Genomic DNA, 15,000 nt, shown 5'->3' on the forward strand with positions numbered 1-15,000 from the left:
GGCTCTTCATTCAAATTCATCTTAATAAAGTGACATTTCGCTGTTTTGCTTCTCTTAATAAGAAGATATACTTCGCTTCTGCAATTTTTGTTTGGCAAATAACCTCTTCGGAAGGATCAAAACTTTTTTCCAATAGCTGTTTTTCTTGCTGCCAATGATCTTTCAAACGATTCAACTGTATCAAGAGCTTTTCATCATACTCTTTTCGAAGCCGTCCTTTACGTCGAAAAAACATACTTTTTTTCCTCCGAATTTTATCTTATAGTTCCCGTCGGCCCTCTATTGCTTTCGATAAGGTTACTTCATCAGCATACTCAAGGTCCCCGCCAACTGGTAGTCCATGGGCAATTCTTGTCGTCTTAATACCTGATGGCTTTAACAAACGAGAGATATACATAGCCGTTGCTTCACCTTCAATATTCGGATTCGTAGCCAAAATGACTTCCTGTACAGTTTCATCCTGAAGACGTTTTAATAAATCAGGAATATTAATATCCTCTGGACCTATCCCGTCCATCGGAGAAATAGCTCCATGTAACACATGATATAACCCGTTGAATTCCTTCATCTTTTCCATTGCAATAACATCCTTTGGATCCTGAACTACACAAATGATACTTCTATCCCTGCGTTGATCTTCACATATATAACAAGGATCCTGATCGGTGATGTGACCACAAACAGAACAATACGTTAAATTACGCTTCGCATTCACAAGCGCTTTTGCAAAATCAAGGACGGTGTCCTCTTTCATACTTAACACGTAAAAGGCCAGGCGTGCAGCCGTTTTCGGGCCGATTCCTGGCAGTTTCATAAAGCTATCGATGAGCTTAGAAATCGGTTCAGGATAATGCATTACTATTTTTCCCCTTTAATAAAAGAGGCTGCACGTAAGAACAGCCTCTTTTGGTTTATTCTAGCTTAGAAAGGAAGGTTCATTCCTTTTGTGAATTGGCCCATTGTATTGTTTGTTAGCTCTTCAGCCTTTTTAAGGGCGTCATTTACTGCTGCTAACACAAGATCCTGCAACATTTCTACATCATCTGGGTCAACTGCCTCAGGTTTAATTTGTACATCTACCACTTCTTTATGACCGGTTACAACAACCTTAACCATACCGCCGCCAGCAGTTCCTTCAATCTTTTCTTGACCTAATTCTTCTTGAGCTTCCGCCATTTTCTTTTGCATTTTTTGCATTTGTTTCATCATATTTTGCATATTACCCATTCCGCCACGCATCATAACACATTACCTCCATATAGTAAGTTATTATTATTCTATTACTTCTACGAACTCAGCGCCAAAAAGTTTTTTTGCCTCAGATATGTGAGGCTCCTCTTCCTTCTTGCTTGTTTCGCTGACTTCTCCTTCTTCACCATGCTGACTGTTCAAGAAGCTTTCGCGAATGGCTCCCCATTGTTCCTCGGGTACACCCAAGAATAGAAATCTTTTACCAGTTAATTTTTGAAGGGCGCCGGTAATCGCTTCTTGAAAATCCTTTCTATCTGTTGCCATTTGACAAATCATTTCATGCTTAAACTTTATAATTAAGGCATCCGCCGAAGCTGCAACTGGCTCCGCATCATTTAACAACGCTGCGTGAGACTTTATTAAGTTTGCCAGCATTTCTCCCCATTTACCTTTAATCTGATTTAAATCGTTTTTGGTAGCTACCTTTAATACTTCATTGATTTTACCAACTGCAGGCTGGAATCCTTTCCTGGACACTCTCTGAGCCGGTTTTTGCTGCTGAGGTGCTGCATCTTGTGAGGTAACAGTGATCCCGCTGGTTTTTAATTGCTCTAGTTCATTTTCTAGTTGTTCAATCCTAGATAATAAATGGTCGACATTGGAAGGCTGTGCTGCTTCCTTTTCTATATTTTCCATTTGACAGAGCTTAACAATCGCCACCTCAAGAAATATCCGCGGATGGTTCGTCCATCTCATTTCTTGTTGTGTTTTATTTAAGAATTCAATGAACTGATAGATTTGTCCTGTAGGAGTGGCTTCCGCCATCCTGCGAAATTCATCGTCAAGCATGACCCTTTCAAGCGACTCTTCAAGATTCGGTGCCGTTTTATACAGCAGCATGTCTCGATAGAATAAAATCAAATCTTCGATAAATCGCGTGGGGTCCTTACCGTGAAATAATAATTCCTCAAGCGCCTCTAAACCACTCGCCACATCTTTTTCTTGAAATGAGCTTGATAATTTATTCAAGAACCCTTGGGATACAGAGCCGGTCACGGTCAAGGCATCCTCTACTGTTACCCGATCCTGACTATAGGATATTGCCTGGTCTAATAGACTTAAGGCATCGCGCATCCCGCCCTCTGCTGCACGGGCAATCATTTTTAAGGCATCCTCATCACAAACTACGCCTGTTTCATCAACAATTAATTTCATTCGCTTTACAATAGAAGCAGCTGTGATGCGTCTAAAATCAAACCGCTGACATCTAGAAATAATCGTTAATGGAATTTTATGAGGTTCTGTTGTAGCTAAAATAAAAATTACATGCTTCGGTGGTTCTTCTAATGTTTTTAATAAAGCATTAAAAGCACTAATGGAAAGCATATGTACCTCATCAATGATGTAAACCTTATAGTTAACAGCAGTCGGTGCAAATTTGACCTTTTCCAATACATCTCTCATTTCTTCCACACGAGAGTTGGAAGCAGCATCAAACTCTAACACATCTGGAATCGTTCCATTGGTAATTCCACGGCAGGCTGCACATTCATTACACGGTTCTGATACAGGTGCGCGTTCACAGTTAATTGCCTTTGCTAAGATCTTAGCTGCGCTTGTTTTACCTGTTCCTCTTGGGCCAGAAAAAAGATAGGCATGTGATATCTTTTGTTGAAGCAGGGCGTTCTGCAATGTCTGCGTAACATGTTCTTGTCCTACTACATCGATAAATGCCTGCGGACGCCAAACACGATATAAAGCCTGATAAGCCAACTGACACCGCCCCCTTCGAAATAATTCATCCTATCCATTATAACGTATCCATTTTCATTTTTTCAAAGTGTATTGATAAGAGTTAACAAAAAAACTCATCTCCATTCTGAGATGAGTTAATTTATAAGCATATGTAACTGCCGTGCACCTTCCTTCGACTAACGCCCATAAGCGTTACTTAAGCAGTTAGCTCGACCCAGGCAACCCTGCGGCACATGAGAGCGTCCACTTAATGCTGCTTCCTTCCGGACCTGACATGGTTCATGGATTCCCATTGCGCAGGACCCGGGTGTCAACACCACTTACTTAAGGCAGACCCTACAGGCCATTAGCCTCAGGAAGGGATTCAGTCCCGCTAGAGCGGATTGCGGGTACAGGGCACCGCTACCTCCCCACCTAGCACGGCAAAGTTGATAACTAAGTTAGTGCGTCGTATCTGACGCCTTTCTAATATACAACCAATTTGGGGAAAAAGCAATATTTATCAACTGTAAGTTATTGTAAATCTTTTATTCCTTTTCGTTCCTTTGCTGTTTCTCAAGCTTTTTCCTCTCCCTTAGCCCCCTAAAAAACTCAGAAAGCAATCGGCCGCATTCACCTTCTAACACGCCCTTGGTTACTTCACTTTGGTGATTGAAACGGTCGTCCTGTAAAAGATTCATGAGTGTTCCTGCACATCCGCCTTTCGGGTCACTCGCACCATATACGACTCTTTTTACCCTCGATAATATAATGGCACCTGAGCACATAGGACATGGCTCAAGTGTCACATATAAGGTTGCATCCTCCAACCGCCAGGATCCTATTTCCCGGCAGGCTTGTTCGATCGCAATAAGTTCTGCATGTGCGACAGCATTCTGCTCCCTTTCACGCAAGTTATGTGCCCGGGAAATAATTCTATCCTCCATGACAAGCACAGCTCCAATTGGAACCTCCATTAGTTCCTCCGCCTTTTTGGCTTCCTTTATTGCTTCACTCATATAGTATTCATCTAGGTTTTCTTCCACCGTCATAGCAAACTCCTTCTTATGGATAAGTATTCTATTATTACTCCAAAATATAGGAAGGAGGAGAAGCAAATGGAGAATAATTATCCTGCACTAATTATTATTGATATGATTAATAACTTTGATTTTTCACATGGTCCCATTTTAGCCGAAAAAGCACTACTAATTGCTAAGCCCATCAAAGAATTAAAAAAACAATTTAATAAACACAATTTACCGGTCATCTTTATGAATGATCATTATAATTTATGGCAGGCTGATTTTAATAAAATCATTGATTTTTGTAGGAACGATTACAGTCAGCCTATTTTTGATATCCTGTTGCCTGATGATAATGATTATTTTTTAATCAAACCAAAGCATTCCGCTTTTTACGAAACCTCTTTAACCATATTGTTAAACCATTTAAAGGTGAATACACTCATCCTAACTGGAATTGCGGGCAATATTTGCGTGCTATTTACTGCAAATGATGCCTATATGCGCGAATATCCCATTTATGTCCCTCGTGATTGTATTACCTCTGTTGACGAGCAGGATAACCACTTTGCTCTAACAATGATGGAGAATGTACTCAAAGCCAAAACCAATCCTAGTCAGCATGAAATTTATCAACATTATATCATTTATCCTCACCCTCCCTCATAAAATAGTTGCAACGTATGTTTGTTGGGAGGGAATAGGATGCAAATCCATGTTATAAGAAGGAACGAGTCATTAACCACGATTGCAAGAGCCTACCATACGACCGTTAACGATATTATTGAAGCAAATGAATTACCGAATCCAAATGACCTGGTAGTAGGACAGTCCATTGTCATTCCAATTATCGGCCGCTTTTATTTCGTCCAACCGGGGGATTCCTTATTTTCTATTGCTAGAAAAGTAGGCGTCCCTTATCAAGAGCTTGCAAACATTAATCGAATTAACGTAAATCAGCCGCTCAATGTTGGATTCCGTCTTTATATCCCACAAGGTCGAAAAAGAAACGCTGAGTTTAATGCCTATGTAGAGCCGCGAGGGACAACAGTTGCGCCTGTTTTAGAGAATAGTGCCAGGGAAGCTGCACCGTATTTAACCTATTTAGCCCCATTTAGTTTTCAAGCGCGCCGTGATGGAACCTTGAAAGAACCTTTACTGAATAATTTCCCCGCTATCGCAAGGACTAATCGTAACGTATTAATGATGGTTATTAACAATCAAGAAAATGATCAGTTTAGTGATGAGCTCGGGCGAATTCTATTGAACGACATCGCCATTCAAGATAAATTTCTCAATAATATAGTAGCAACCGCTAAAAAATATGGATTCCGCGATATTCACTTTGACTTTGAATTTTTGCGGCCGGCCGACCGTGAGGCTTACAACAACTTTTTGCGCAAGGCAAAACAACGCTTTAAAAACGAAGGATGGCTTATGTCAACTGCCCTTGCCCCAAAGACCAGTGCCACACAAAAAGGAAAATGGTATGAAGGGCATGATTACAAGGCACACGGAGAAATTTCTGACTTTGTGGTGATTATGACGTATGAATGGGGCTATAGCGGCGGCCCCGCGATGGCCGTATCTCCTATTGACTCAGTAAGGAAAGTTTTAGAGTATGCTATAACCGAAATGCCTTCTAATAAAATTCTTATGGGGCAAAATCTATATGGCTATGATTGGACGCTTCCTTTTGTTCAAGGGTCCGTGGCGAAGGCTGTCAGTCCGCAGCAGGCCATTCAACTTGCGGCCAAATATAATGTGCCGATTCAATATGATACAAAAGCAGAAGCTCCCTTCTTCAAATATAAAGACGAGGCTGGCAAGGACCATGAAGTTTGGTTTGAGGATGCCCGCTCCATCCAGGCTAAATTTGATCTAATCAAAGAGTTAAATATACGAGGAATGAGTTATTGGAAGCTCGGTTTATCGTTCCCACAGAATTGGCTGTTAATCGTAGATAATTTCAACGTCACAAAACGAGGAACATAATGGAGTCGAAAAATATTTTTCACAACAAAAACTGCCGTTTTTCGGCAGTTTTTTCATATATCTGACATAAAACTACTTACTTCTAAATATTCCATATCCCTTCCTGTCGTAGATTGTGATAAAATATCTTTTGTGTCGATAAATCAGTAAGACATAAATAATATAAATTATCCGGTGGTAACTGGTTAATCATAGAAGTGCAGGCAGTTGGAGAAGGAGGACTTGCAATGGGGGATACACCCTTTATTACGGTTGAAGGGCCGATTGGTGTTGGGAAGACATCGCTCGCAAAAGCCATTTCAGAGCAATTTCAATTTGCTTTACTTAAAGAGATTGTGGATGAAAACCCATTTTTAGGGAAGTTTTATGACAACATTGAGGAGTGGAGTTTCCAGACGGAAATGTTCTTCCTTTGCAATCGCTTTAAGCAATTAGGGGACATCAATACCCATTACCTAAGTCAAAATCAATCTGTTGTTGCAGACTATCATATTTTTAAAAATTTGATTTTTGCACAAAGAACATTAAATCCGGAAGAATACCAAAAATATTATAAGATTTATCAAATTCTTACCGAAGATATGCCAAAGCCTAATGTCATTATTTATTTAAATGCCAGCTTAGATACTTTGTTAAAAAGAATCAAGCTTAGAGGGCGCGAGGTTGAAAAAAATATTAGCCCGTTATATTTAGAACAGCTCTCTATCGACTATGAAAATGCCATAGCGATTTTTGAAAAAGAACATCCAGAAATACCTGTTCTTCGCTTTAGCGGCGATGAGTTGGATTTCGTGCAAAACGAAAATGATTTAAACCATATTATTGAAAAGTTAACCTTATCGTTAAAGACTTGCAGCTGGACAAACATATAGAATAGGGGGATGTTAGTGAGTATCGTTATTGGTGGTATGATTGGTCTAGGGAAAACCAGTGTGGCTGATACCTTAAATGCACACTTTAAAAATAAAGGAATTGAAAGTAAGGTGTTTTATGAATCGGTGGATGATAACCCCATCCTTCCTCTTTATTATGAGTTGACACCTGAAGAATTAGATGCAAGAAGGATTCCGTTCCTCTTACAATTATTTTTCTTAAACAAACGATTTAAGACAGTAAAAGATTGTATTAACTGGAGTGAACCGATTTATACGATTCAAGATCGTTCTATTTATGAAGACTGGTATTTTGCTTATGTAAATAAAAATTTAGGTAGAATTTCAAGCTTAGAGTTCAAGATTTATGAAGATCTTGTTGATAATATGTTGGAAGAACTGCAGGAATTACCTAAGAAGGCACCAGATCTAATGGTTTACTTAAAAGGGTCCTTTGATACGGTCATTGACCGGATCATGGCCCGCGGTAGAAGCTTTGAGATTAACCCTGAGCTGAAAGAGTACTACTTTGAAGTATGGAAGGGTTATGATGAGTGGGTAATGAACCAGTATGCCGCAAGTGAAGTCCTAGTGATTGACATGGACACGACGGATGTTGTGAAGAGTCAAGCGGATGCCGAAAGAGTATGTCGTGAAGTAGATGAAAAATTAAAAGCAATTCTTAATCTAACAGAAGCACATATTGGTTAATCCAATGTGCTTCTTTTTTTACGGCAAAAATTGCATAAAAAAAACTCACTACAATGAATGTAGTGAGCTCTTATCTCCAGTATTTTATGCGCGATTGTTTTAAAAGATGGCGGAGGAAGAGGGATTCGAACCCCCGCGCGGTTTAACCCGCCTGTCGGTTTTCAAGACCGATCCCTTCAGCCGGACTTGGGTATTCCTCCGTATCAACAAAAAATAATTTAACACATATTCAATATGAATGTCAACAAAAATTCCGGATGAACATAACATCCGGAATTTTTAGAAATTACATTGGCTTAATTACGTCACGGTTCCCCATGTATGGACGTAATACAGTTGGTATGATGACACTGCCGTCGTCTTGCTGGTAATTCTCTAATATTGCGGCGACCGTGCGGCCAATCGCAAGACCAGAGCCATTTAATGTGTGAACATGTTCGGGCTTGGCTTTTGGATAACGACGGAAACGGATATTTGCTCGTCTCGCTTGGAATGCTTCAAAATTACTGCAAGAAGAAATCTCACGGTACGTCCCATAGCTAGGAATCCATACTTCAATATCGTATTTCTTCGCAGCCGTAAACCCAAGGTCACCCGTGCACATGCTTAACACACGGTATGGAAGCTCCAATAATTGTAATACTCGTTCAGCATCATTTGTCAGCTTTTCAAGCTCCTCATAAGAATCCTCTGGCTTCACAAACTTTACAAGTTCCACCTTATTAAATTGATGCTGACGGATTAACCCTCTTGTATCACGACCTGCAGAGCCAGCCTCAGAACGGAAGCATGCGCTATAGGCAGCAAAGCGGATTGGAAGGTCTTCCCCACTTAAAATCTCATCACGGTGATAGTTTGTAACAGGTACTTCTGCCGTTGGAATAAGGAAATAATCTTCGCTCTCAATCAAGAAGGCATCCTCTTCAAACTTTGGCAATTGCCCTGTTCCCATCATGCTTGTGCGATTCACCAAGTATGGCGGTAGGATTTCAGTGTAGCCATGTTCATCCACATGCAAGTCGAGCATGAAGCTCATTAACGCACGCTCTAAACGCGCTCCTAATCCTTTGTAGAAAACAAAACGGCTTCCTGTTACTTTGCCTGCACGTTCAAAATCAAGGATCCCCAAATGATCAGCAATGTCCCAGTGCGGCTTTGCTTCGAATTCAAAGTCACGTACCTTGCCCCATTGTCTGATTTCTATATTGTCATCTTCTGTTTCCCCGACGGGTACACTTTCATGAGGGATATTTGGGATTCTTAGAAGTAACATTTCTAGTGTTTCTTCTACTCCGCGAAGCTCGTCATCAAGCGCTTTAATTTGATCGCCTACCTCACGCATCTCTTTAATCAAGTGGTCAGCATCCTGCTTTTCACGCTTTAAAGCTGCTACTTGCTGTGTTACTTCATTTCGTTTGCTTTTTAGTTTTTCAGATTCTACGATTAGTTCTCGTCTCTTTAGGTCTAGTTCTTCGAAGCGGCCAAGATCGGTTAGATCTTCTCCACGGTTTTGAAGTTTTTCTTTAACTTCAGCAAAATTTGCTCTTAGGACTTTAATATCCAGCATAATTGACACTCCTTTTAAAAATTAAATTGCAAAAAACAAAAAACTCCCGCCCCTGAAAACAGGGACGAGAGTTAACCCGCGTTACCACCCTGGTTGACAGCATACACTGTCCACCTTGAAAAAATGTAACGGTTTTTACCGAAAGTACTTACTTACTACATTATGTAGTGTTCCATACCTTGCTCGAGGAGGGATTCACAAGCTTCATTCACCGATTCTCACCTGCCATCGGCTCTCTGCTAGAATGAGTTTCCTGTTACTAGTTCCTCTCATTGCTTTCATCAATATTTATGATTTGTATATTTACGTTACTATAATTATTAACGAATTGCAACCAAATTATCCCTACACAAATTGCTTTTGTTTGGCTTCCTTTACCATCTCAACAAAGTAAGCGGTAATGCGATGATCATCCGTTAATTCAGGATGAAAGGAACATCCGAGAAATTGCCTGTCCCGTGCGGCCACAATGCGGTCATTATGCTTGCATAGGATTTCCACATCTTCACCCGCCTCAACAATGTGCGGCGCACGAATAAACACCGCTGGGAAGGTCTCCGCTACATCCTTAATTGCAAGGTCCGCTTCGAAGCTGTCCACTTGTCGGCCGAAGGAGTTCCGCTCCACCTGAATGTCCATGACACCGATGTGAGGTTCATTATAACCGACTAGTTGCTTAGCTAATAATATGAGGCCCGCGCATGTACCAAACATTGGTTTCCCGCTGTGGGCAAAATCCTTTAACGCATCCATGAAATCATATTTATCAATCAGTCGCCGCATTGCTGTGCTTTCTCCACCAGGAAGAATAAGACCATCTAATTCTTGTAACTCTTCCTTTCGTTTAACAGCAACAGCCTCTACACCGCAGGCCTCAAGTGGCCGAATATGTTCCCGGACCGCTCCTTGTAAAGCGAGAACACCGATCTTAATCATCGATTACCATCCTCTTTCTTGCATGCGTGCTTCTGGTGCTAGTGAAGAAATTTCAATCCCTTTCATTGGTGTTCCAAGATCCTTTGAAAGTTCAGCAATTAATTTATAGTCTTGGTAGTGAGTAGTTGCTTCCACAATTGCTCTTGCAAACTTAGCAGGGTTTTCAGATTTGAAGATACCTGACCCAACAAACACACCGTCCGCACCAAGCTGCATCATAAGTGCTGCATCTGCTGGTGTTGCTACACCGCCTGCTGCGAAGTTAACAACTGGGAGACGTCCAAGACGCTTAATTTCAAGTAGTAATTCAAATGGAGCACCTAAAAGCTTTGCTTCCGTCATTAGCTCATCTTCATTCATTCCCACTACTTTACGAACTTGTGCGTTTACCTTACGGATGTGACGAACCGCTTCAACGATATTACCCGTTCCTGGCTCACCCTTTGTACGAAGCATAGAGGCACCTTCACCAATACGGCGCGCTGCCTCACCAAGGTCACGGCAACCGCAAACAAACGGAACAGTAAAATCACTTTTATATAAATGGTACTCTTCGTCAGCAGGAGTTAATACTTCACTTTCATCGATATAATCAACACCCATCGCCTCAAGCACTCTAGCTTCCACAATATGACCAATTCTTGCTTTAGCCATGACAGGGATTGAAACAGCATTAAGTACCTCTTCAACTATTCTTGGGTCAGCCATCCTTGCCACTCCACCAGCTGCACGGATATCTGAAGGCACACGCTCTAAAGCCATTACTGCTACTGCACCTGCTTCTTCAGCAATTTTTGCCTGCTCAGCATTCACAACGTCCATAATGACGCCGCCTTTTTGCATTTCAGCCATACCACGTTTTACGAGTTCTGTACCTGTTTTCATTTGTTAAAATCCCCCTTTTATTTAAAATATTAAGAAAAATCTCTTTACACAGTTAGGAAAATTCCCATTCAACTAATCGGAATTAACTTATTCCATAAAATCATTAAAGCAACAAAAAAGGATTCCTGTCAAGACAAGAATCCTTCTTAATAAATCCAAAATTTTCTTATGTTTTTATTCTACTTAAAACCAACCTTTTACGGTTGAAGAAATTCCGTGCCAAACATCACCAAAGAAATTGCCAATCCCACGCATCATTAGGACAAACCAATTTGCTTTTTCTACATCTTTTGCAGCAATGACATCCACTTTGATTTTCTTTTGTCCCTCTTCTGTTAAGAAAGAAACTTTATCACCATTTTTAGGTTCTACAGTTAAATATCCAACTGTTTCACCTTTTTTTACTGGTGCAGTAATTTCTCCATCTTTATTAACCTTTTTCTTATCTAGAACTAGAACTGGTTTGTAGCTCTTCTTTTCACCGTTGAGGACAACCATGCTAATAGCTGACTTCGTATAAATTTTCACTTGGTCTTCTTTTCCTTTAGTGATAGGGAGCGTCTTATGTCCTTTTACTTGATAATGTTTAGGAACAATCTGTTCTTTTGTATAATTACTAAATGCATAATCCATCATTTTTCTTGTTTCATCAAAACGTGCTTTGTAGCCACCTTTTCCACTGGCGTCCTTAGCATTTTGTACAACAGTAATAAATCGTTTTCCATCCCGGCTCGCGGTACCTGTGAAGCAATACCCTGCAAAGTCAGTGGTACCCGTCTTAAGCCCGTCCATTCCTTGATAACCGTAAACTAACTTTGGAAGCATCCAGTTCCAGTTATCCATCTTAATTTGATCGTCCGTGCCTTCTCTGAACATTTTCGTCGGCGTGCTAGCCGTTTTTAACACTTCAGGGAAATCATTAATTAAATGAAACGCTAATTTTGCAACAGCACGTGGAGACATTACGTTCTCATCCTCAGGACCTGTTCCTTCAGGATGCTGCCCATGGTAATCTCGGTTATTTAAACCCGTAGAGTTGACGAATTTATAATCCTTCAATCCTAATTGTTTGGCTTTGTCATTCATCATTTTTACAAAGTTTGCTTCTGATCCGCCAATAGTTTCTGCTATTGCAATGGTTGCACTATTTGCAGAATAAATAGCCATTGCTTCATATAATTCACGGATGGTATATTTCCCATCTGCTCTTAATGGCACATTCGAAAGACTTCTGTCATGGGAGTTCTTATAAACAAGATCACTTACTGAATACTCCTGATCCCATTTCACTTTGCCTTTCTTAACCGCTTCAAGTAAAAGATATTCTGTCATCATTTTAGTCATGCTGGCAACCCCTAAAACACTGTCAGCATTTTGTTCATATAGAACCTTACCTGTTTCTGCATCAACTAATATGGCACCATCAGCATTTACATTTAACGCTGCTTCTGCCTTAGCCTGGTTTACACCAGCAAATAGGCTAAAAAACATAATCATTGCCATTGCACTGGCAACACATTTCTGATAAAAATGTTTGTTCACTGTAACGCCCTCCAACGAATTTATACACTTTGGTTATTTTAACATAAGTAGCTGGCAAATCATAGACAGAGCATAGAACCATTCTTTTTCCAATTCTGCTATTTTTCTAGGAATATTTGACTGTAAAAAAAACAGAGAAGCGGAGCTTCCCTGTTTCCATTTGAAGATTATAAAGAATAGTTAGGTGCCTCTTTTGTAATTTGAACATCATGTGGATGACTTTCTCTTAATCCTGCACCTGTCATCTTAATGAACTGCGCTTTTGTTCTTAATTCTTCAAGGTCCTTTGTCCCACAATATCCCATTCCCGCTCTAAGACCACCAATTAGCTGATAAACCGTCTCTGATAATGGTCCCTTATAAGGAATCCTTCCTTCAATTCCTTCAGGCACAAACTTTTTGTTGTCTTCTTGGAAATAACGATCTTTTGACCCCTTTTCCATCGCAGCCACAGAGCCCATTCCACGATATACCTTAAAGCGGCGCCCTTGGAAAATTTCTGTTTCCCCTGGACTTTCCGATACCCCAGCCAAAAGACTTCCTAACATGACTGCATGTCCGCCTGCAGCTAAGGCCTTTACGATATCTCCTGAATATTTAATTCCACCATCAGCAATTATTGTCTTTCCATGCTTCATTGCTTCTGTTGCACAATCGTAAACAGCAGTAATTTGCGGCACACCTACACCTGCTACAACCCTTGTTGTACAAATGGAGCCTGGTCCAATTCCTACCTTAACCACATCAGCTCCTGCTTCAATTAAATCCCTTGTCGCTTCCGCTGTTGCCACATTCCCTGCAATAATAGTCAATTCAGGATGAGCCACTCTAATTTCCTTCACAGTATCGAGAACACCCTTAGAATGGCCGTGGGCTGTATCCACTACAATGACATCTACATTGGCCTTCACAAGCATATCCACACGCTTCATGGTGTCACTAGTTACCCCTACCGCTGCTCCAGCTAATAAACGTCCTTGTTTGTCTTTCGCTGAATTTGGGAATTCAATGACTTTTTCAATATCTTTGATTGTAATTAATCCTTTTAATACGCCCTGTTCATTTACGAGCGGAAGTTTCTCAATTTTATACCGTTGTAGAATCTTTTCTGCCTCTTTCAATGTGGTTCCTACTGGAGCTGTTACAAGATTTTCCTTTGTCATCACATCTGCGATTTTAAAGGAATAATCCTGATCCTGGATGAAACGTAAATCTCTATTAGTAATAATACCTATTAGTTTTTGTTCTTCGAGGGTATTAACAATGGGTACACCTGAGATTCGATATTTCCCCATTAAATGTTCGGCATCAAATACTTGATGTTCTGGTGTTAGAAAAAATGGATCGGTAATGACTCCACTTTCTGATCTCTTAACCTTTTCCACCTGTTCTGCCTGCTGCTCAATCGTCATGTTTTTATGGATAATACCTAAACCGCCTTGACGTGCCATAGAAATGGCCATCTCTGATTCGGTTACTGTGTCCATTCCAGCACTAATAATCGGAATATTGAGCTTTACACTTGGTGATAGCTCCACTTGCAGACTGACATCTCTTGGTAGAACCTCGGACTTACCTGGAATTAATAATACATCATCAAACGTTAAACCTTCTTTTACAAATTTACTTTCCCACATTTTAACGGCCCCCAGGATAAAAAATTTTATTTGTAGGTTATCAATTGGACAAAATACTGTCAAGGAATAAATATTAGTTTGATTCTTCTGAAAAAGGTGGTACGATCTTGGATATTCACTATAAGGGTTGGAAAAGCTATTCTAGTTTCTTTTCAGCAGAGTATTGTCAGCGCTATTTAAAAAACAGCTATCAAAAGCGTCAAATAGATAATCCTGAACAAAAAAGCTACGAAAACGGATATGCCTTTCTCTATTATCTTGAGCATGGAAAAATATATTATGAGCAGGCGGAAAAATCTCCTCTTATTTTAAAGCCAATTTTACTATTTTATGGACTTGTCCATTTAATTAAGGCTTGTATATTAACAACCGACCCTTCTTATCCCGAAACAACAGCTGTGCTAGCACATGGAGTTTCGACGAGGAAAAGGAAAAAGCAAAATTACCTTTTTTTTCAGGATGAAGTAAAAGTGCAAAAAAATGGACTTTTCCCCTTCATGTCTGAAAAATTGTTTCACATGAAACAATTAGAAGGGGAGAAAGTCATAATGGAGGAATTACTACAGCTTATACCGGAATTAGATGATTTATTCTATTTACTTTTAGGGAAACGGACATTTGTCCAATTAGATCACGTTGGCAAGCAATTAACCATTCCGGATAGCGTTCTGGACTCTTATCATATGACCGAGAGCAGGCTAAAGGAATTTCTCGCCTCTAAGTTTAACCATTCGATTGAGTTTTCTAATGAGGGACTTTCGTTTACAATGGGCTCTACTTCAGCGAAATCACCACTAAAATTGAATTTGGAGAACCAATGCTATGTACTGCCATTGCATAAAGGAAATCTTTTTGATTTTCCAGAGCTGCTTGTACATTATTTATTGCTTTATAATTTAAGTATG

General features: G+C 40.1%; 15 protein-coding genes, 1 tRNA gene, 1 other RNA gene and 1 other annotated feature (1 of these 18 running past the window's edge). Of the genes, 5 read left to right on the forward strand and 12 right to left on the reverse strand.

Features of this window, described 5'->3' with window-relative positions; translation table 11 throughout:
- Positions 1-16 precede the first annotated feature (16 nt).
- From QFZ87_RS02220 to tadA, 6 genes are all read right to left on the reverse strand, one after another.
- Positions 17-235 (reverse strand): YaaL family protein, encoded by a 219-nt coding sequence (locus tag QFZ87_RS02220; protein WP_309857149.1) that lies wholly within the window; start codon positions 233-235, stop codon positions 17-19.
- A 24-nt stretch (positions 236-259) separates the two neighbouring features.
- Positions 260-856 (reverse strand): recombination mediator RecR, encoded by a 597-nt coding sequence (recR, locus tag QFZ87_RS02225; protein WP_308081646.1) that lies wholly within the window; start codon positions 854-856, stop codon positions 260-262.
- 65 nt (positions 857-921) lie between these two features.
- Complete coding sequence (locus QFZ87_RS02230; protein WP_309857152.1) at positions 922-1,242, reverse strand: YbaB/EbfC family nucleoid-associated protein; 321 nt, start codon at positions 1,240-1,242, stop codon at positions 922-924.
- A 30-nt stretch (positions 1,243-1,272) separates the two neighbouring features.
- On the reverse strand, positions 1,273-2,964 hold the full coding sequence (dnaX, locus tag QFZ87_RS02235) for a DNA polymerase III subunit gamma/tau (RefSeq protein WP_309857155.1): 1,692 nt from the start codon (positions 2,962-2,964) through the stop codon (positions 1,273-1,275).
- A 140-nt stretch (positions 2,965-3,104) separates the two neighbouring features.
- Positions 3,105-3,369, reverse strand: an RNA gene (gene ffs / locus QFZ87_RS02240) — signal recognition particle sRNA large type.
- Positions 3,370-3,473: 104 nt separating this feature from the next.
- Positions 3,474-3,977 (reverse strand): tRNA adenosine(34) deaminase TadA, encoded by a 504-nt coding sequence (gene tadA, locus QFZ87_RS02245; protein WP_396133886.1) that lies wholly within the window; start codon positions 3,975-3,977, stop codon positions 3,474-3,476.
- A gap of 66 nt (positions 3,978-4,043) precedes the next feature.
- On the opposite strand from tadA, the gene QFZ87_RS02250 reads away from it, so the two are divergent.
- From QFZ87_RS02250 to QFZ87_RS02265, 4 genes are all read left to right on the forward strand, one after another.
- On the forward strand, positions 4,044-4,619 hold the full coding sequence (locus QFZ87_RS02250) for a cysteine hydrolase family protein (protein WP_309857158.1): 576 nt from the start codon (positions 4,044-4,046) through the stop codon (positions 4,617-4,619).
- 36 nt (positions 4,620-4,655) lie between these two features.
- Complete coding sequence (locus QFZ87_RS02255) at positions 4,656-5,945, forward strand: LysM peptidoglycan-binding domain-containing protein (RefSeq protein ID WP_309857161.1); 1,290 nt, start codon at positions 4,656-4,658, stop codon at positions 5,943-5,945.
- 227 nt (positions 5,946-6,172) lie between these two features.
- The gene (locus tag QFZ87_RS02260) at positions 6,173-6,817 is read left to right on the forward strand and encodes a deoxynucleoside kinase (RefSeq protein ID WP_309857164.1); all 645 of its coding nucleotides are present in this window, start codon (positions 6,173-6,175) and stop codon (positions 6,815-6,817) included.
- 15 nt (positions 6,818-6,832) lie between these two features.
- A complete protein-coding gene (locus tag QFZ87_RS02265; protein ID WP_396133887.1) occupies positions 6,833-7,528 on the forward strand; it encodes a deoxynucleoside kinase in 696 nt (231 codons plus the stop codon).
- A 107-nt stretch (positions 7,529-7,635) separates the two neighbouring features.
- On the opposite strand, the gene QFZ87_RS02270 is transcribed toward QFZ87_RS02265, so the two are convergent.
- The 6 genes from QFZ87_RS02270 to guaB all read right to left on the reverse strand — a co-directional run bounded on the left by QFZ87_RS02270 (position 7,636) and on the right by guaB (position 14,095).
- Positions 7,636-7,728: transfer RNA gene (locus QFZ87_RS02270), tRNA-Ser, on the reverse strand.
- Between the two features lie 86 nt (positions 7,729-7,814).
- Positions 7,815-9,095 carry a serine--tRNA ligase gene (gene serS, locus QFZ87_RS02275; RefSeq protein WP_309857169.1) on the reverse strand — a complete coding sequence of 427 codons (1,281 nt, stop codon included), beginning with the start codon at positions 9,093-9,095 and terminating at the stop codon, positions 7,815-7,817.
- 57 nt (positions 9,096-9,152) lie between these two features.
- Positions 9,153-9,377, reverse strand: a binding site (T-box leader).
- A 63-nt stretch (positions 9,378-9,440) separates the two neighbouring features.
- Positions 9,441-10,031, reverse strand: coding sequence for a pyridoxal 5'-phosphate synthase glutaminase subunit PdxT (gene pdxT / locus QFZ87_RS02280; RefSeq protein ID WP_309857172.1), 591 nt, complete (start codon positions 10,029-10,031; stop codon positions 9,441-9,443).
- A 3-nt stretch (positions 10,032-10,034) separates the two neighbouring features.
- Positions 10,035-10,916, reverse strand: coding sequence for a pyridoxal 5'-phosphate synthase lyase subunit PdxS (gene pdxS, locus QFZ87_RS02285; protein ID WP_308081655.1), 882 nt, complete (start codon positions 10,914-10,916; stop codon positions 10,035-10,037).
- A 183-nt stretch (positions 10,917-11,099) separates the two neighbouring features.
- The gene (locus tag QFZ87_RS02290) at positions 11,100-12,419 is read right to left on the reverse strand and encodes a serine hydrolase (protein WP_396133950.1); all 1,320 of its coding nucleotides are present in this window, start codon (positions 12,417-12,419) and stop codon (positions 11,100-11,102) included.
- A 206-nt stretch (positions 12,420-12,625) separates the two neighbouring features.
- The gene (gene guaB / locus QFZ87_RS02295; protein ID WP_309857176.1) at positions 12,626-14,095 is read right to left on the reverse strand and encodes an IMP dehydrogenase; all 1,470 of its coding nucleotides are present in this window, start codon (positions 14,093-14,095) and stop codon (positions 12,626-12,628) included.
- A 107-nt stretch (positions 14,096-14,202) separates the two neighbouring features.
- On the opposite strand from guaB, the gene QFZ87_RS02300 reads away from it, so the two are divergent.
- Positions 14,203-15,000, forward strand: partial view of a YaaC family protein gene (locus QFZ87_RS02300; RefSeq protein ID WP_309857179.1) — the 5' portion only. The gene runs 138 nt beyond the window's last position; 798 of the gene's 936 nt are visible here — the first part of the coding sequence; it begins with the start codon at positions 14,203-14,205; its stop codon lies off the right edge, out of view.

Origin of the sequence: Bacillus sp. SLBN-46, assembly GCF_031453555.1 — a bacterium.
In the GTDB taxonomy this organism is placed as follows: domain Bacteria; phylum Bacillota; class Bacilli; order Bacillales; family Cytobacillaceae; genus Neobacillus.

Bases quoted from the DNA above. Each gene is read 5' to 3' on its own strand.
- QFZ87_RS02250 (WP_309857158.1), top strand. From the start codon at position 4,044: ATGGAGAATAATTATCCTGCACTAATTATTATTGATATGATTAATAAC.
- guaB (WP_309857176.1), bottom strand. From the start codon at position 14,095: ATGTGGGAAAGTAAATTTGTAAAAGAAGGTTTAACGTTTGATGATGTA.
- QFZ87_RS02255 (WP_309857161.1), top strand. From the start codon at position 4,656: ATGCAAATCCATGTTATAAGAAGGAACGAGTCATTAACCACGATTGCA.
- QFZ87_RS02260 (WP_309857164.1), top strand. From the start codon at position 6,173: ATGGGGGATACACCCTTTATTACGGTTGAAGGGCCGATTGGTGTTGGG.
- pdxT (WP_309857172.1), bottom strand. From the start codon at position 10,031: ATGATTAAGATCGGTGTTCTCGCTTTACAAGGAGCGGTCCGGGAACAT.
- tadA (WP_396133886.1), bottom strand. From the start codon at position 3,977: ATGACGGTGGAAGAAAACCTAGATGAATACTATATGAGTGAAGCAATA.
- QFZ87_RS02230 (WP_309857152.1), bottom strand. From the start codon at position 1,242: ATGATGCGTGGCGGAATGGGTAATATGCAAAATATGATGAAACAAATG.
- serS (WP_309857169.1), bottom strand. From the start codon at position 9,095: ATGCTGGATATTAAAGTCCTAAGAGCAAATTTTGCTGAAGTTAAAGAA.
- pdxS (WP_308081655.1), bottom strand. From the start codon at position 10,916: ATGAAAACAGGTACAGAACTCGTAAAACGTGGTATGGCTGAAATGCAA.
- QFZ87_RS02290 (WP_396133950.1), bottom strand. From the start codon at position 12,419: ATGGCAATGATTATGTTTTTTAGCCTATTTGCTGGTGTAAACCAGGCT.
- recR (WP_308081646.1), bottom strand. From the start codon at position 856: ATGCATTATCCTGAACCGATTTCTAAGCTCATCGATAGCTTTATGAAA.
- QFZ87_RS02220 (WP_309857149.1), bottom strand. From the start codon at position 235: ATGTTTTTTCGACGTAAAGGACGGCTTCGAAAAGAGTATGATGAAAAG.